The sequence below is a fragment of the Micromonospora sp. CPCC 206171 genome, from assembly GCF_036906755.1.
GTDB classification, from domain to species: Bacteria; Actinomycetota; Actinomycetes; order Mycobacteriales; family Micromonosporaceae; genus Micromonospora; species Micromonospora purpureochromogenes.
This window is the reverse complement of the sequence record NZ_JBAKHT010000017.1, coordinates 19206-36434: the sequence shown is the minus strand read 5'-3', so window position 1 is coordinate 36434 and position 17229 is coordinate 19206. Positions and strand designations below refer to the sequence as shown.

16 protein-coding genes and 1 riboswitch are annotated in these 17229 nt (G+C 71.6%); of the genes, 8 read left to right on the top strand and 8 right to left on the bottom strand.

Translation table 11 applies throughout. The annotated features are described in order from the left end of the window. Window positions 1-156: 156 nt before the first annotated feature. From V6U89_RS19580 to mshC, 6 genes are all read left to right on the top strand, one after another. Entirely contained in the window at window positions 157-1209 is a 1053-nt protein-coding gene (locus V6U89_RS19580) for an LLM class F420-dependent oxidoreductase (protein WP_334572772.1), read from the top strand. Continuing rightward, window positions 1206-2042 carry an undecaprenyl-diphosphate phosphatase gene (locus tag V6U89_RS19575; protein ID WP_238450554.1) on the top strand — a complete coding sequence of 279 codons (837 nt, stop codon included), beginning with the start codon at window positions 1206-1208 and terminating at the stop codon, window positions 2040-2042. The genes V6U89_RS19580 and V6U89_RS19575 overlap by 4 nt, the downstream gene beginning before the upstream one ends. Before the next feature lie 133 nt (window positions 2043-2175). Continuing rightward, entirely contained in the window at window positions 2176-2880 is a 705-nt protein-coding gene (locus V6U89_RS19570) for a histidine phosphatase family protein (RefSeq protein WP_179804602.1), read from the top strand. Between the two features lie 111 nt (window positions 2881-2991). Then, window positions 2992-3573, top strand: coding sequence for a DUF3090 domain-containing protein (locus V6U89_RS19565; RefSeq protein WP_334572771.1), 582 nt, complete (start codon window positions 2992-2994; stop codon window positions 3571-3573). Then, window positions 3570-4388: an SCO1664 family protein gene (locus V6U89_RS19560; RefSeq protein ID WP_334572770.1), complete on the top strand. Its 819-nt coding sequence runs from the start codon at window positions 3570-3572 to the stop codon at window positions 4386-4388. The genes V6U89_RS19565 and V6U89_RS19560 overlap by 4 nt, the downstream gene beginning before the upstream one ends. A 67-nt stretch (window positions 4389-4455) precedes the next feature. Beyond that, window positions 4456-5694 carry a cysteine--1-D-myo-inosityl 2-amino-2-deoxy-alpha-D-glucopyranoside ligase gene (gene mshC, locus V6U89_RS19555; protein WP_334572769.1) on the top strand — a complete coding sequence of 413 codons (1239 nt, stop codon included), beginning with the start codon at window positions 4456-4458 and terminating at the stop codon, window positions 5692-5694. 151 nt (window positions 5695-5845) lie between these two features. Here mshC and V6U89_RS19550 read toward each other — a convergent pair whose 3' ends face one another. After that, window positions 5846-6637 (bottom strand): GntR family transcriptional regulator, encoded by a 792-nt coding sequence (locus V6U89_RS19550; protein ID WP_334572768.1) that lies wholly within the window; start codon window positions 6635-6637, stop codon window positions 5846-5848. Window positions 6638-6761: 124 nt separating this feature from the next. Continuing rightward, window positions 6762-7631 (bottom strand): PAC2 family protein, encoded by an 870-nt coding sequence (locus V6U89_RS19545; protein ID WP_154937452.1) that lies wholly within the window; start codon window positions 7629-7631, stop codon window positions 6762-6764. A gap of 260 nt (window positions 7632-7891) precedes the next feature. Between V6U89_RS19545 and metH the strand changes: the two genes are divergently transcribed. After that, entirely contained in the window at window positions 7892-11407 is a 3516-nt protein-coding gene (gene metH, locus V6U89_RS19540; RefSeq protein ID WP_334572767.1) for a methionine synthase, read from the top strand. A gap of 311 nt (window positions 11408-11718) precedes the next feature. Here metH and V6U89_RS19535 read toward each other — a convergent pair whose 3' ends face one another. The 6 genes from V6U89_RS19535 to V6U89_RS19510 form a co-directional block, all read right to left on the bottom strand. Further along, entirely contained in the window at window positions 11719-12318 is a 600-nt protein-coding gene (locus V6U89_RS19535; RefSeq protein WP_334572766.1) for a histidine phosphatase family protein, read from the bottom strand. Next, window positions 12315-13067, bottom strand: coding sequence for a CbtA family protein (locus V6U89_RS19530; protein ID WP_334572765.1), 753 nt, complete (start codon window positions 13065-13067; stop codon window positions 12315-12317). Before V6U89_RS19530 ends, V6U89_RS19535 begins: the two co-directional genes overlap by 4 nt. A gap of 29 nt (window positions 13068-13096) precedes the next feature. Next, window positions 13097-13234: a CbtB domain-containing protein gene (locus tag V6U89_RS19525; protein ID WP_334572764.1), complete on the bottom strand. Its 138-nt coding sequence runs from the start codon at window positions 13232-13234 to the stop codon at window positions 13097-13099. 99 nt (window positions 13235-13333) lie between these two features. Next, window positions 13334-13482: riboswitch (cobalamin riboswitch) on the bottom strand. Window positions 13483-13864: 382 nt separating this feature from the next. Then, on the bottom strand, window positions 13865-14692 hold the full coding sequence (locus V6U89_RS19520) for a hypothetical protein (protein ID WP_334572763.1): 828 nt from the start codon (window positions 14690-14692) through the stop codon (window positions 13865-13867). Window positions 14693-14937: 245 nt separating this feature from the next. Then, window positions 14938-15342, bottom strand: a complete 405-nt coding sequence (locus tag V6U89_RS19515) for a hypothetical protein (protein WP_334572762.1) — start codon at window positions 15340-15342, stop codon at window positions 14938-14940. Window positions 15343-15613: 271 nt separating this feature from the next. Continuing rightward, window positions 15614-16099, bottom strand: a complete 486-nt coding sequence (locus V6U89_RS19510) for a carboxymuconolactone decarboxylase family protein (protein WP_334572761.1) — start codon at window positions 16097-16099, stop codon at window positions 15614-15616. A 168-nt stretch (window positions 16100-16267) separates the two neighbouring features. On the opposite strand from V6U89_RS19510, the gene V6U89_RS19505 reads away from it, so the two are divergent. After that, window positions 16268-17209, top strand: coding sequence for an RNA polymerase sigma-70 factor (locus V6U89_RS19505; protein ID WP_334572760.1), 942 nt, complete (start codon window positions 16268-16270; stop codon window positions 17207-17209). The last annotated feature ends 20 nt before the right edge of the window (window positions 17210-17229 follow it).

Below are 17229 nucleotides of genomic sequence, written 5' to 3'. Positions count from 1 at the left end.
CCGTCATCTCTGCCCGCCACGTCGCCGATCCGACCGTGACCGGGCCCCGCGCTGGTCGTCGGGCACCCCGGCGGGAGCCGGGTGAGCCGGTGATCGGGTCCACCGCCGGCATTGCGTACCCTGGTGCGACCTGTGGTGCGGATGGGGGAGGATCCAGTGCGACTAGGGCTCAGCCTCGGATACCAGACGGCGTGGAGCACGCCCGCCGATCACCTGGCACTTGCCCAGGAGGCGGACCGGCTCGGTTACTCGGTGGTGTGGGCGGCGGAGGCCTACGGCTCCGACTCGCCCAGCATGCTGGCCTGGATGGCCGGCCAGACCGAGCGGATCGACGTGGGCAGCGCGGTGATGCAGATCCCCGCCCGGACCCCGGCCATGACCGCGATGACCGCGGCCACCATCGACGCGCTCTCCGGCGGCCGGTTCCGGCTCGGCCTGGGCGTCTCCGGGCCGCAGGTCTCGGAGGGCTGGCACGGCGTGCGGTTCGCCAAGCCGCTGGCCCGCACCCGCGAGTACGTCGACATCGTGAAGCTCGCGGTGGCCCGCAAGGAGGTGGCCTACGACGGCGAGCACTACACGCTGCCGCTGCCCGACGGCCCCGGCAAGGCGCTGCGGCTGGGCTTCCACCCGCCCCGCGAGCACATCCCGATCTACCTGGCCGCCGTCGGCCCGAAGAACCTGGAACTGGCCGGCGAGATCGCCGACGGCTGGCTGGCTGTCTTCTACGCCCCCGAGTTCGCCGAGGAGCAGCTCGCCTCGGTGCGCGCCGGCCGGGCCAAGGCCGGCAAGGACCTGGCCGGCTTCGACGTGGTCCCCTCCGTGCCGGTGGTGGTCGGCGACGACATCGCCACCTGCGCCGAGCTGGTCCGCTGGTACGCCGCGCTCTACGTCGGCGGCATGGGCAGCCGCCAGCAGAACTTCTACAACCAGCTCGCCACCCGGATGGGCTACGGCGACGCCGCCCGCGAGGTGCAGGACCTCTACCTGGCCAAGCGTCAGCGCGACGCGGCCGCCGCGGTGCCGATGGAGTTCATCGACCGCACCTCGCTGCTCGGCCCCAAGGAGCGGATCGCCGAGCGGCTGCGCGAGTACGCCGCGGCGGGCGTGACCACCCTCTCGGTGACCCTCTTCGTCGCCGACCGGGACAGCGGCGTGCAGACCCTGCGTACCGTCGCCGAGGCGCTGGAGCTGTCCGGGGTCGGCGAGTGACCTGGGTCGAAGCCATCGTCCTGGGCATCGTCCAGGGACTCACCGAGTTCCTGCCGGTCAGCTCGTCCGGACACCTGCGGATCACCTCCGCGATCTTCTTCGACCGGGACGCCGGCGCCTCCTTCACCGCGGTGACCCAGCTGGGCACCGAGGCGGCGGTGCTGATCTACTTCGCCAAGGACATCTGGCGGATCACCCGCACCTGGCTGCTCGGCCTACGGGACCGCTCGGTACGCGCCAGCCTCGACTACCGGATGGGCTGGTACGTGATCGTCGGCTCGATCCCGATCGGGCTGTTCGGCTTCCTGTTCAAGGACCAGATCCGCACCGCCGGCCGCAACCTCTGGGTGGTCGCCACCACCCTGATCGTGTTCGCCTTCGTGCTCGCCTTCGCCGAGTATTGGGGACGGCAGACCCGCACCCTGGAGAACTTCCGGATGCGCGACGGCGTGGTCATGGGCTTCGCCCAGGCGATGGCGCTGATTCCCGGGGTGTCCCGCTCCGGCGGCACGCTCACCGCCGGCCTGCTGCTCAACCTCACCCGGGAGGCGGCGGCGCGGTACTCGTTCCTGCTGGCCATCCCGGCGGTGGTGATGTCCGGGATCTTCAGCGTCGGTGACGTGTTCGAACCGGCCGCGCCGGGCACCTCGGTGCCGAGCGTGGCGCAGATGGTGGTGGCCACCGCGATCGCCTTCGCCATCGGTTACGCCGCGATCGCCTGGTTGCTGCGCTACGTGGCCCACCACACCCTGTACGTCTTCGTGCTCTACCGGGTGGCGCTCGGCACGTTGGTGCTCGCGCTGCTGCTCACCGGCACGATCAGCGCCACCTGAGGCGTACCGGCGGCATGGGAGATTCGTCCGGATACCGCACCGGTATCCGGACGGATCTCCGCCTTGCCGGATCTCCGCCTGGACTCCGCCTCGGCGCGACCGAGGACTTCGACCCAGGCCCTAGGGTGGTGTCGTGGCGACCCTTCTGCTTCTGCGACACGGCCGGACGACGGCGAACGCCGACGGCGGGCTGGCCGGCCGCCAGCCGGTCGAGCTGGACGACACCGGCCGGGCCCAGGCCACGGCGGTCGGCGAGCGGCTGCGCGCCCTGCCCCTGGCCACCGTGGTGACCAGCCCGCTGATCCGCTGCCGGCAGACCCTGGAGCTGGCGCTGCCGCAGGTGCAGCCGGTGGTCGAGGAGGGCCTGATCGAGTGCGGCTACGGCGCCTGGGAGGGGCAGCCGCTGAAGAAGCTGGCGAAGGAGCCGCTCTGGCCGGTGGTGCAGCAGCACCCGAGCGCGGTGGTCTTCCCCGAGGGCGAGTCGATGGCGGCGATGGCGGCGCGGGCGGTCGCTGCGGTGCGTACCTGGGACGCCGCGGTCACCGCCGAGCACGGGCCGGAGGCGGTCTGGCTGGCGTGCAGCCACGGCGATGTGATCAAGGCCATCGTGGCGGACGCGCTCGGCGTACACCTGGATCTCTTCCAGCGCATCGTCGCGGACCCGGCGTCGGTCACCGCGATCCGCTACACGCCGCTGCGGCCCTTCCTGGTCCGGCTCAACGACACCGGCGGTGACCTCGCCGGGCTCGTGCCGCCGCCGCGCAAGCGGCGCCGGCGGGCCACCCGGCCGACCGACTCGGACGCCGCGGTCGGCGGCGGTGCGGGGGCGGCCGGGTGAGGCGGCCCGCCACGCCCGGCGCGACGCGGGCGGCTGCGGGCGTTTCGCCCTCGGCTGAACCACCCTCGGTGCGGTGCGCGACGCCTCCGTGTGCCGGATAGGGTCGTGGGTATGACCCACCAGGTGCACGCCTTCGAGCCGCCGGAGCGGTTCGTCGCCGGGACCGTCGGTCCGCCGGGGGAGCGTACGTTCTTCCTCCAGGCGCGCGGCGGTGGCCGGCTGGTCAGCGTCGCGCTGGAGAAGGTGCAGGTGTCCCTGCTCGCCGAGAAGCTGGAGGAGCTGCTCGCCGAGGCCCAGCGCCGGTTCGGCGTCGACCTGCCCGAGGCCGCGCCCACCCTCGTCGGCGACAACGACCCGCTGGACACCCCGGTCGACGAGGAGTTCCGGGTCGGCACCCTCGGCCTGGCCTTCGACGTCGACAGCGCGACCGTGGTGATCGAGGCAATCGCCGCCGGCGAGGCGGAGGTCGAGGTCGAGCTGGGCGAGGAGGAGGACGACGACGAGGACGACGTCGAGGAGCCGGACGAGGACCTCGACCGGCTCCGGGTGCGGCTGACCCCCGAGGCGACCCGGGAGTTCATCGAGCGGGCCCGCCGGGTGGTCAACGCCGGCCGCCCGCCCTGCCCGCTCTGTGGCCAGCCGCTCGACCCCGCCGGGCACCTCTGCCCGCGGCACAACGGTTACCACCGGTGACGTCGTCGGAGTTGCAGCCCCGCCAGGACGGCAGCGCGGCGCTCCGGCTGCTCCGCGACGGTGAGCTCGCCCTGGAGGGGCGGCTGGTCGACGCGTCCAACACCACCCTGCGCGGGATCCTGACCCTGGGCCGGCGGACGGCCCGCTGCGTCTACAAGCCGGTGCGCGGCGAGCGGCCGCTCTGGGACTTCCCCGACGGCACCCTGGCCGGCCGGGAGGTCGCCGCCTACCTGGTCTCCCGGGCCACCGGCTGGGACCTGGTGCCGCCGACGGTGCTGCGCGACGGCCCGTTCGGCCCCGGTTCCTGCCAGCTCTGGATCGACGAGCCCGACGACGCCGAGCCGCTGGTCGGCTTCGTACCCGCCGAGGCGGTGCCGCCGCGCTGGTTCCCGGTCGCCGCGGCCCGCGACGACGACGGCGCCGCGTACGCCCTGGCGCACGCCGACGACCCGCGGCTGGCCCGGCTGGCGGTGCTCGACGCCGTGCTGAACAACGCCGACCGCAAGGGTGGCCACGTGCTGGTGGGCCCGGACGACCGCCTCTACGGGGTCGACCACGGCGTCTGCTTCCACGTGGAGGAGAAGCTGCGCACGGTGCTCTGGGGCTGGGCCGGCCGGCAGCTCCCGGCGGACGCGGTGGAGATGCTCGACACGTTGGCCGGCCAGGTCGCCGGCGAGCTGGGCGAGGAGCTGTCCGTCCACCTGACGATCGGGGAGATCGCCGAGCTGGCGGCGCGGATCGACCGGCTGCGCGACACCGGGCGCTACCCGCAGCCCCCGCAGGACTGGCCGGCGATGCCCTGGCCCCCCATGTGAGTCGCTGTCACGTTGATCACCCGTGGGGTGCCTGCCCGCCGCCGGACGGCTCGTTAGGCTGACGGTCATGGAGTCTTGGGCGGGACACGAGGTGCCACGGCTGCCGGGCGGCGGCGGGCCACTGGGCTTGTACGACTCGGCGCGGCGCGGCGTCCACCCCAGCCGCCCCGACGGTGCGGCCACCATGTACGTCTGCGGCATCACCCCGTACGACGCCACCCACCTCGGCCACGCCGCCACCATGATCACGTTCGACCTGGTGCAGCGCATGTGGCGTGATGCGGGAATGGATGTCCGGTACGTGCAGAACGTCACCGACATCGACGACCCGCTGCTGGAGCGCGCGGCGCGCGACGGCGAGGACTGGAAGGTCCTGGCCATGCGGGAGACCGCGCTGTTCCGGGAGGACATGGAGGCGCTGCGGATCATCCCGCCGGCGCACTACGTCGGCGCGGTGGAGTCGATCCCGGACATCGCCGAGAAGGTCCTCGTCCTGCTCAAGGACGGTGCCGCGTACCGGCTCGACGACGGCAGCGGCGACATCTACTTCGACGTCAAAGCCGCCCCCGAGTTCGGCTACGAGTCGAACCTGACCCGCGAGCAGATGCTGGAGATCTTCCCGGAGCGCGGCGGCGACCCCGACCGGGCCGGCAAGCGCGACCCGCTCGACCCGCTGCTGTGGCGCGGCGCCCGCGAGGGCGAGCCGTCCTGGCCCGGCGGTGAGCTGGGCGCCGGCCGCCCCGGCTGGCACATCGAGTGCGCGGTGATCGCGCTGAACCTGCTCGGCGACCGGATCGACGTGCAGGGCGGCGGCAACGACCTGCTCTTCCCGCACCACGAGTGCTCCGCCGCGCACGCCGAGCGGCTCACCGGCCAGGCGCCCTTCGCCGCCCACTACGTGCACGCCGGCATGATCGGTCTCGACGGCGAGAAGATGTCGAAGTCGAAGGGCAACCTGGTCTTCGTCTCCCGGCTGCGCGCCGACAAGGTCGACCCGATGGCGGTGCGGCTGGGCCTGATGTCCGGGCACTACCGCGCCGACCGAGCCTGGACCGACGACCTGCTCCACACCGCGCAGGCGCGCCTGGACCGCTGGCGGCGGGCCGCCGCCGCGCCCGCCGGGCCGTCCGGGGCGGACTTCCTGGCCGGGGTACGCGCCCGGCTCGCCGACGACCTCGACACCCCCGGCGCCCTGGCGCTGGCCGACGACTGGGCCGACCGCGCCCTGGCCGGTACCGGCGACGACGGGCAGGGACCGGCGCTCTTCGCCGACACCGTCGACGCCCTCCTCGGCATCCGCCTCTGAGCCTCGGCCGGCGGCGGCTCCCCCGGCGGCGGCCGGCCCGGGTCGCAGCCCCATGATCCAGTCGCACTTACCGACACCGCCCACGGCGTGTCGTGTCGGTGAATGCGACTGGATCATGAGGGTCACCGGCCCCCACCGGGTGCGGAAGCGGTCAGCCGAGTACCAGGCCGGGGTCGGGGTCCTGGTCCGGGGCGGGAGCGGGGATCCTGTACTCCTCGGTGAGGGTGGTCATCGGGCCGGGCCAGGTGGCCTGGGCCACCTCGATCGGCTTGCGCTTCTCGTCGTAGGCGACGTGCAGCAGGTGCAGCACCGGGGTGTCCGGCCGGATCTGCAGGGTCTCGGCCTCCTCCCGACTGGGCTGGCGGGCGCTGATCGTGTCGGTGGCTGAGACGTACCGGCGGCCGGTGGCCTCCTCGGCCTCCTGGTAGAGCGGGCGGCCGAACGCCTCCGCCCGCTCCAGCGAGGTGCCCGCGGTGTCGGCCGGGAGGAACCAGGAGGCGCCCACCTCCACCGGCGAGTCCTCGGTGCGTACCAGGTGCCGGCGGCAGAGCAGGTCGGTGCCGTCGGGCACCCCGAACGCGTCGGCGACCTCCGGCGGGGCGGGGGAGCGGCCGACGGAGACCAGCTGCTGCCGGTACCGGGCGGCCAGGTCCGTGTGGTAGCCGCGGAAGCCGCCGTAGCGGCCCCGGGAGAGCCGGTTGAGCCGGCGCCGGGTGCCCCGCACGTACGTACCCGAGCCGGGCTTGGTGATCAGGATGCCCTCGACCCGCAGCTGGTCGACGGCGCGCTGCACGGTCTGCTTCGCCACGCCGAACATCTCGGCGATGGCCGGGATGGACGGCAGCCGCTCGCCCGGCGCCCAGTCGCCGCGGCGCACCTGGGTCTTGAGCTGCGCGGCGATCTGCCGGTGCGGGAACTCGGCGGCCCCCGGGTTGATCTGCACACCCGCCTCCTCATACCACTAGGTTCCTAGGATGCCTCAGAGGGCGTGACGAGCGCCACCCCGACACACGCAGATCGAACCCGGACGCGAACGTCCGGGGTCGATGCGACGAGGAAGGGGGGTGCTACCAGGAACCGGCCGTGGGGCCGGCGGAACCGCCCCGGCGGCGCAGGTACTTCTCGAACTCCTGGGCGATCTCGTCCCCGGTCAACGGGGTGATGCCGGCGTCGCCGACCCGCTCCTCCAACTCGCGGACGTACTCACCGAGCTCGGCGTCCTGCTCGGCGGCGCCGCGCACCCGCTGCTCCCACTCGGCGGCCTCCTCGGCCAGGTCGGCCATCGGCACCGGCAGGTCGAGCACGTCCTCGACCCGGTGCAGCAGGGCCAGGGTGGCCTTGGGACAGGGCGGGTTGTTGGCGTAGTGCGGCACGTGCACCCAGAACGACACCGCGTCGACCTCGGCCCGGGTGCAGGCGTCCTGCAGCACCCCGACGATGCCGGTCGGCCCGTCGTAGCGGGTGGGGGTGAGCTGGTAGCGCTGGGCGGCCTCGGCGTCGGAGGCGCTGCCGCTGATCGGCAGGGGACGGGTATACGGCACGTCGGCCAGCAGCGCGCCGAGCAGCACCACCCGCTCGACCTCCAGGCTGTGGCAGATCTCCAGCACCTGCTCGCAGAAAGTGCGCCAGCGCATGCTGGGCTCGATGCCCCGGATCAGCACCACGTCCCGCTCGGTGCCCTCCGGGCTGGCCACCATGAACTTCGTGGTGGGCCACTCGACCCGCCGGGTCTCACCTTCGGCCATCGTGATGGTCGGGCGGCTGACCTGGAAGTCGTAGAAGTCCTCCGGGTCCAGCTCGGTGACCGGGCGGGCCTGCCAGACCTGCTCCAGGTGCTCCACGGCGGCGGTGGAGGCGTCCGCGGCGTCGTTCCAGCCCTCGAAGGCGGCGATCGCCACCGGGGACCGCAGCACCGGCAGCCCGTCGAACTCGGTCACGCCGTCACCTCACCCTGCTCGTCGCCGACGGCGCCGGGCGCCGACCCGGTCCTCCGCCCGCCGTGCACGGTGGCGTCCCTGATGTCCTTCACGTCCGCCAGCCTACGTGGCGGTGCCAGGTGCGGCCCGTCGGCCGCGCCGGTCCGCCGCGCGGGTGGGCGGGCGAAAGGGTACGAAAGGGATGCGCGTTCCCGCTGGCAGAATGTGGGACCGGCTACGGCTGTGGACCGACGGGCGCATCGTCGCATTAACCTGAACCCGTGCGGACTTCGTTGCTGGATGTGCTGGCCGACCGGATCCTCGTCGCCGACGGGGCGATGGGGACGATGTTGCATGCTGCCGACCTGACCCTCGACGACTTCGAGGGGCTGGAGGGGTGCAACGAGATCCTCAACGTCACCCGCCCGGACGTGGTGCGCGGCGTGCACGAGGCGTACCTGGCTGCCGGGGCCGACTGTGTGGAGACCAACACCTTCGGCGCCAACCTGGCCAACCTCGGCGAGTACGACATCCCGGAGCGGATCCGGGAGCTCTCCGCGGCCGGCGCACGGCTCGCCCGGGAGGCCGCCGACGCGTACGCCACGCCGGAGCGGCCCCGGTTCGTGCTCGGGTCGATCGGGCCGGGCACCAAGCTGCCCACCCTCGGGCACACCGCGTACGCGACGCTGCGTGACGCGTACCAGGAGAACGCCGCCGGCCTCATCGACGGCGGGGCCGATGCGCTGATCATCGAGACCTCCCAGGACCTGCTCCAGGTCAAGGCGGCGGTGGTCGGCTGCCACCGGGCGATGGCCGAGCTCGGCCGCACGGTCCCGATCATCTGCCAGGTGGCCATGGAGACCACCGGCACCATGCTGGTGGGCAGCGAGATCGGGGCGGCGCTGGCGGCGATCGAGCCGCTGGGCGTGGACCTGATCGGGCTGAACTGCTCGACCGGCCCGGCCGAGATGGGCGAGCACCTGCGCTACCTGTCCCAGCACTCCCGTACCCCGCTGTCGGTGATGCCGAACGCGGGCCTGCCGGTGCTGACCGCGGACGGGGCGTACTTCCCGCTGACCCCGGTCGAGCTGGCCGACGCGCTGGAGCGGTTCGTCGCCGAGTACGGCGTGACGCTGGTCGGCGGCTGCTGCGGCACCACGCCGGAGCACATCCGGGTGCTGGCCGAGCGGCTGCACGGCGCGACCCCGACGCCGCGCGAGCCGCGGCACGAGGCCGGCGTCTCCTCGATCTACCACCCGGTGCCGTTCGCGCAGGACGCGTCGGTGCTGATGGTGGGGGAGCGGACCAACGCCAACGGTTCCAAGGCGTTCCGCGACGCGATGCTCGCCGCCGACTGGCAGGCCTGCGTGGAGATCGCCCGCAGTCAGGCCCGGGACGGGTCGCACCTGCTGGACCTCTGCGTCGACTACGTCGGCCGCGACGGCACGCAGGACATGCGCGAACTGGCTGGGCGCTTCGCCACCGCCTCCACCCTGCCGATCATGCTGGACTCCACCGAGCCGGCGGTGATCGAGGCGGGGCTGGAGATGCTCGGCGGCCGGTGCGTGGTCAACTCGGTGAACTTCGAGGACGGCGACGGGCCGGAGTCCCGGTACGCCCGGGTGATGCCGGTCGTCAAGGAGCACGGCGCCGCCGTGGTGGCGCTGCTGATCGACGAGGAGGGGCAGGCGCGGACCGCCGAGTGGAAGGTCCGGGTCGCCGCCCGCTTGATCGACGACCTCACCGGACGGTGGGGGATGGACCGTTCCGACATCCTGATCGACGCGCTGACCTTCCCGATCGCCACCGGGCAGGAGGAGACCCGGCGCGACGGCATCGAGACGATCGAGGCGATCCGGGAGATCGCCCGCCGCTACCCCGGCGTCAACTTCACCCTCGGCATCTCCAACGTCTCGTTCGGCCTCAACCCGGCGGCCCGGCAGGTGCTCAACTCGGTGTTCCTGCACGAGTGCCAGCAGGCGGGGCTGACCAGCGCCATCGTGCACGCCAGCAAGATCCTGCCGATCAGCCGGATCCCGGACGAGCAGCGGGAGGTGGCGCTGGACCTGATCTACGACCGGCGCCGCGAGGGGTACGACCCGGTGCAGCGGTTCATCGAGGCCTTCGAGGGCGTCGACGCGGCGTCGGCGCGGGCCGGGCGGGCCGAGGAACTGGCCGCGCTGCCGCTGGACGAACGGCTCAAGCGGCGGATCATCGACGGCGAGCGCAACGGCCTGGAGGCCGACCTGGACGCGGCGATGGCCGGCGGCAGGTCCCCGCTGTCGATCATCAACGACCTGCTGCTCGACGGCATGAAAGTCGTCGGCGAGCTGTTCGGTTCCGGGCAGATGCAGCTGCCGTTCGTGCTGCAGTCGGCCGAGGTGATGAAGACCGCGGTGGCCTACCTGGAGCCGCACATGGAGACGGCCGAGGACGGCGGCAAGGGCCGCATCGTGCTCGCCACCGTCCGGGGCGACGTCCACGACATCGGCAAGAACCTGGTCGACATCATCCTGTCCAACAACGGCTACGAGGTCGTCAACATCGGCATCAAGCAGCCGATCAGCGCGATCCTGGACGCCGCCGAGGAGCACCGGGCAGACGCGATCGGGATGTCCGGCCTGCTGGTCAAGAGCACCGTCATCATGAAGGAGAACCTGGCCGAGATGGCCTCCCGAGGGGTGGCCGAACGCTGGCCGGTGCTGCTCGGCGGGGCCGCGCTCACCCGCGCGTACGTCGAGGACGACCTGCGGTCGATGTTCCCCGGCCAGGTCCACTACGCCCGCGACGCCTTCGAGGGGCTGTCCCTGATGGACCGGGTGATGACCGCCAAGCGCGGTGGCGCGCCGGTCGTCGACCCGGAGCGGGAGGCTGCCCTGGCCGCCCGGCGGGCCCGCCGGGAGCGGCAGCGCACCATGGTCACCGAGGCGCTGCCCGAGCTGCACGACGCCTCGGTCCGCTCCGACGTGGCCACCGACGTGGAGGTGCCCACCCCGCCGTTCTTCGGCACCCGGGTGGTCAAGGGGGTGCCGCTGGCCGACTACGCGGCGCTGCTCGACGAGCGGGCCACCTTCCTCGGGCAGTGGGGGCTGCGCGGCGCCCGGGGTGGGCAGGGCCCGTCGTACGAGGAGCTGGTGGAGACCGAGGGCCGGCCCCGGCTGCGCTACTGGCTGGACCGGCTGATCGCCGACAAGGTCCTCGAGGCGGCCGTGGTGTACGGCTACTTCCCCGCGTACGCCGAGGGCAACGACCTGGTGGTGCTCGACGAGAACGGCAGCGTCGAGCGGGCCCGGTTCTCCTTCCCCCGACAGCGGCAGGAGCGCCGGCTCTGCCTGGCCGACTTCTTCCGCCCGAAGGGCGACCAGCTGGACGTGGTGGCGTTGCAGCTGGTCACCGTCGGGCAGCCGATCAGCGAGTACACCGCGAAGATGTTCGCCGGCAACGAGTACCGCGACTACCTGGAGGTGCACGGGCTGTCCGTGCAGCTCACCGAGGCGCTCGCCGAGTACTGGCACCGGCGGGTGCGCGCGGAGCTGACCCTGCCCGGTGGCCGTACCGTCGCCGACGACGACCCGGCGGACCTGGCCGGCCTGCTGCGCACCGATTACCGGGGCTGCCGGTACGCGTTCGGCTACCCGGCCTGCCCGGACCTGGAGGACCGGGCGAAGATCGTGGAGCTGCTGGGCGCGGAGCGGATCGGGGTGCAGCTGTCCGAGGAGTTCCAGCTGGTGCCGGAGCAGGCGACGGACGCGATCGTGGTGCACCACCCGGAGGCGAACTACTTCAACGCCAAGTGATCGCCGCAGGTGTCCTGACCTGCGGCGGCCGGGGTTGTCAGGTGGAGATCGGCTTGACCGTGTTCCGCACCACGGAGCACAACGACACCGGCCCGAGCTGGGGCGGAACCGCGTTCCCCGCCCTCAGCGATCTGCCCGCCCTGCTGCGCGAGCCGTCCCGGGGTGAGGGAGCCCGTCCGGGGCTCACACGGGGGACAAGACAGCGTGAAACGTCGGTACCAGGCCACCAACGCCGTGGATCAGATCCGGGGCGTGGCCAGGCTGCCGGCGAGGTTGCCGCAGGTCACGGGAGGGCCGATCCAGGTTCCGCTTCAACGTCCGATGGCATTCATTGGTCCTGCCGTCTTCACGTGAACTCTCCATCCGCGGTTGCCTGCTCCTAGGTGCAGGATCGATAGCGGTGCGACGTCGAGTTGCCAGAAGGCTGTCGGCGGTGCCTGCAGGACGTTGATCACCGCGGCGCGGACCACTGCCGCGTGAGTGATCGCGGTGATTCGCTCGCATCGGGCGGTCTGTGCGTGAAGCCAGTGGCCGACGCGGTCGATGAACGCGGTGAGGTTTTCTCCCCCGTGTGGTGCGGCATCAGGGTCGGTGAGCCATTCCTGCAGGTCGTTCGGGTGTGCCGCGGCGACCTCGTCGAGCGTGCGACCGGTCCAGTCTCCGTAGTCGCAATCGGCGATCGCGGTTTCGATCGTCGGTCTCAGCCCCCATGCCATCGCGGTTTGGACAGCCGCCGCAGCGGGACTGCTCACGCAGCGGCTCTCGCCCTTGTGGGCGGGGGATTGGTTGGCCAGGGCGAGGGCGGCACGTCGGCCGCCCTCGTCCAGGTCCACGTTTCCGCCGCCGAAGGTGACCAGTCGTAGGGCACGGGTGGGCGCGTGGGCGACCAGCTGAAGCCTGGTCGTGGTCACGATCGGGCAGGAACGATCGTCTCAGGTGTGGGCTCGCTGCCGGTGGGCTTCTTGTGACTACCCTGCAGCAGCGCGGCGAAGGCAAGCCCGATGCCAGCCCACATCACCAGCTGGGTGCCAAGGGAGGCGAGACGGAAGTTCCACAGCAGTCCCGCCGGGAAGTCCGCGGGCACCTCGTTGAACGATGGCAGCATCAGGTAGCCGACCGTCACCGTGGCCAGGAAGCCAGCGAGAGCGGCGGCACAGCGTACCCATTGTGGTGTCCCGGCCCGCATGGATCGGTAGGCGAGGGCGCCGGCCCACACGGCGACCAGGCCGAGGATCACCATTGCCAGGTAGCTGCCGGTGCGCTGGTTGATCGTGTCGGGGTTACCAACCGCAGGTGGGTTGGCCGGATATTTGCCGAACGGCACGATCACAGCACCGAGCAGGGCCGCACCGGCCAGAGCGAGGGCGGCGTGGGCGTCGTGGCGGATCCGCAGCCGTCGCCGTAGCAGTGCGTACGCGATGGACAACAGGCCGCCCATGGCGACGCCGAACAATCCGGTGGCGAGGAACAGTCCAGCGCGTTGGCCTTCGCGGCTGACCAACTCGTCGGCGTGGTGGTCGTCGCCGGTCACCGGATCGGCGTGAACAGCCTGTTCCTCGATTGCGATCGCCGCCTCGACGCGGGGTTCACCGGCGACATAGGCGAAGGCCCCGGCGAGCAGGCCGGCGACCAACCCGGCAAGGAGACCACGCAGCAGCACAGCTGTGAAGGTAGGCATCGCGGCGGCGCTCAGTGGCACGGGACGCCGAGCAGGTGCCGGCCGTCGTGCATCAGTTCGTGCAGGTACATGCCGCTGCGCGAAACGGCCCCCTGGTCGAAGGCCACGAGGTACGTCAGGAGCAGCAGGACGGCGACGATGGTCAGCACCGCCCACACCATCCGGGGGGAGACGGCAGGATGAGTCAGCGGGCGAGCCGGAGTAGCACTGGACATGACGAGTCGACCTCCTGGGGATGGCGCGTCCCCTACGAAAGGACTGCGACGAAGGAGTGTCCTGACTCGCGACCTCGTCTCCATCATCGAAAGGAAGGCCGCTCACAGTGGCGCGACCGCACCGGATTCCCACCGGTTTCCCTCGCGACGCCGCAGATGGCGTCATGACCGTACCGACGCGATGCCGACCGGTCAACAAATACTTGGCAGGCGCAGCGGGCAAACTGCGGCGGGGGCGATGCACCAGGAAGGCAGCGTGAGTCTCGATGCAGGCCCGTTCCGCTTCTCGCCGATGACAGGTCCGTCCTGGCTGTTGAAGAATCGGCGGATGGGAGCGGCATCACTCCTGCGCTGATGCTGGCCACGATCGAGTATCTCGAGGGCACAGCTCGTCCGTGCCCAAGGAGTCGGCGTCTGCCGGAGAAAACCATCCCAAGAGTTGCCACGCTTGATCCGGACGATATCGCGGGCCGCTGTCCCGTCTTTCGCGCTCGGCCTCATCGTCCAGGCGCTGTGCGGCGCGGAGGAGTTCCCGCCCGAGCGGCAGATCCGCATCCTGGACGGCTACTCGTTGATTGCGACGGTTGATGCCGCACTCGACGGCGTCGGCTCGCCCATGGCCGGGGCGCGCCGGGGCAACAGGCGGGCGGCGGTGGCGCCGAGCAGCGCCAGGAGATACGTCGCGCCACACGCCGCGCTGGCCGGCACGGCGAGCTGCGCGGCCTCGTCGACCAGGTTCGCCTCGCCGAGGCTCTGGATGACGGCGAACAGGCCGCAGGCCAGGAGGATGACCTGTGCCATGACGATGTGGAACCACGCGCGCCGGATCGGCTCCCGGTCCACCAGCCCGGTGTACAGGACTGCGCAGACCGCCGCGGCGACGCCCCACGCCGTACCGGTCACGACCCGCGCCGCCGGGGTGTCGGGTAGGTCCATCAGGCCGGCGATGAGCAGCGCCAGCGGCATCCGGAACGACAGGCCGGACAGGAACGACTCTTCCAGGTCGGCCGGGCGCCGGCCGGCCGACGGCTCCGTCGCCCGCTTGAACGCGCCGACGAGCGAGAGCCCGACGCTGATTCCCGTGCCGACCAGCGCGCTCAGCAGGCTGGACAGGAGGATGGCGCGAGCGTTCAGGTCGGCGAGACCGAATGCCAGGACGAGCAGTTTGACCGCGACAACCACGACGTACACGATCGGCAGGCCGACCACGAAGGCGAGGATCGCCGTGAAGGTGGCCCCGCCGGTGTGCTCGTCGAGCAGCGCCCACAGCAGCACGCCGATGCCGTACACCACGGCCAGGCCCACCTCGCCGTGCCCGCCCAGCGCTTCGCCCACGAACCAGCCGAGCGCGCCCGGCACGGCGACGGCGAGCACGCCCAACGCGATCAGCATGCCGTCAGTGTGCGGCCGCCTGTCGAGCCGCGTGTCACCCCTGGCTCGGGTGAGAGCCATTCGTTGACTCCGACGACGTGGAGTGCGGCCTCGTAGCGCACGGGCCAGCTTGTCGAACCTGGTGGCCACGGCCCGGTGGCGTTTGGGTTGGGTGAACTGCGTGCGGCCAGCCAAGCCGATGGTCCGGCCTGCTGGCGACCTCCGGCCGGCATCGGCCGGGTCGGCCCGCCACACGAGGTGGGGCCTCAGTGTCGGCTGTCACGGTGGTGCAGCCACAGCGCGATGAGAACAGTGGGCAGGCCGAGGAACATAGCGATCAGATGGGCGGCCCATGCCCATGGAGCGAGGCGGGCCCCGTCCATCCCTGCATGGTCGATGAGCAGCGCCCAACCACAGGCGATGAACAGCAGTCCCATCGCGACGGCACCCACCCGTAGCAGAGCCATCGAACGTCGGACAGCGGCCGTCACCAATACGAGCGTCACTGTCGCCGGCACGCCCAACAACACGCTCGCCTGGCTCCAGTCGATGCCCGGAGGGGCGGAGGTGCCGATACGAAGATCGGCATCAGCCAAGGCCCAGCTCCAACCGGCCGCGACGTTGGCAAGGCTGAGAATGGCGCCTGCCTCCATCAACCAGACGGCTCGCACGGCGGCAGCATAACGGCGTCACATGCCCTTCGGGTGACTGATCGAGTGACGACCGGTGCAATGCCGCCGGCGACTTTCGACCTCGGTGACGAGAAGCGTCTCGCGCCGTGGTTCGGCCCGGCGAGTACGCCGCCGTCGGGGTCGATGACGGCGGTGAACCCGGGCGCGAGTTGCTCGCCCGCCTGCCGGCAACGTTGCCAGGTGACGCCCGCACATCCGCCGGCCCGGCCCGGACCGACTGATCCTGGGCCGGGCCGGATTCGTCCGCTGATCAGTTGAACGCGGCGGCGAACATGCCGGGCTCGTAGGAACCCCCCTGCTGGTGCACGATCACCGCGAGCCGGTTGGCCGCGTTGATCACGGCGACCAGGGAGACCAGCGCGGCGATCTGGTCGTCGTCGTAGTGCTTGCGTACCTGTGCCCACGTCTCGTCGGACACGCCGTGGTGGGCGTCGGCGAGCCGGGTGCCCTCCTCGGCGAGCGCCAGCGCGGCCCGCTCGGCCTCGGTGAAAACGGCGGACTCGCGCCAGGCGGCGACCAGGTTGAGCCGGACCGCGGTTTCACCGGCGGCCGCGGCCTCCTTGGTGTGCATGTCGATGCACCAGCCGCAGCCGTTGATCTGGCTGGCCCGCAGCGACACCAACTCCTGCGTGGAGCTCGGCAGCGGCGACTGATGGATCACCAGGCTGGCGTTGGCGAACCGCCTGAAGAATTTGACGGCGATCTCGTTGTCGAACATGTTGAACCGAGCGTCCATGATTGAAGCCCTTCCTCGTGGTGTGGCACTGGACGAACACGAGATGCCGACGATCAGATCCCTGTGACGGTGTGAGTACGTGGCACCCGCCACAGGGTCTCGGTGTCACACGACGGCGGGGTCCGGCATCTGGTGGGTGACACAGGCGCGAGTGAACAGGAGTCACCCATGGCCGGCACGTCGCAGACCGCACCCGACGCTCGTGGCAGGGGCAGCGCCCGCGACGACCGCCCGGACCTCGCCACCGAGGCGTTCCTCGCCCACCGCAACCTGCTGTTCACCGTCGCCTACGAGATGCTCGGCTCGGCCGCCGACGCGGAGGACGTGCTGCAGGAGACCTGGCTGCGGTGGGCGGGCGTCGATCTCGGCACGGTGCGGGATCAGCGTGCCTACCTGATCCGGATCACCACCCGCCAGGCACTCGGCCGGCTGCGTACGCTCGGCCGCCGCAAGGAGTCCTACGTCGGTCCCTGGCTGCCCGAGCCGCTGCTCACCACCCCCGACGTGGCCGAGGACGTCGAGTTGGCCGACAGCGTCTCGATGGCGATGCTGCTGGTGCTGGAGACGCTCACGCCGACCGAGCGCGCGGTGTTCGTGCTGCGCGAGGTGTTCGACGTCGGGTACGACGAGATCGCCGAAGCCGTCGACAAGAGCCAGGCCGCGGTCCGCCAGATCGCGCACCGGGCACGGGCACACGTTGCGGCGCGCCGCCCGCGCGGGGTCGTCTCCGCGGCCGAGGCCCGAGACGCGCTCGAGGCGTTCCGCCGGGCGGCTGAGACGGGCGATCTGCAGAGTCTGCTCGACATCCTCGCACCGGATGTCGTCCTCCTGGGTGACGGTGGCGGAGTCAAGCAGGCCGTCCCGCGTCCCATCGTGGGAGCCGACAAGGTGGCGCGCCTGCTGGTTGCCGGGCTGGGTAGGCTGGCCGACACCGCGTCGCTGCGGCCGGCGCAGGTCAACGGCTACCCGGCGCTGATTTTCTGGCAGGCCGGCGAGCTGGACACCGTTGTGGCGGTGCGCATCGACGACGGCCTCATCACCGGGCTCTACGCCGTGCGAAATCCCGAGAAACTGTCGCACATGGAACGGGAGACCGCCCTGCGCCGCTGAGGCGTGCCGTCGGCGGCAGA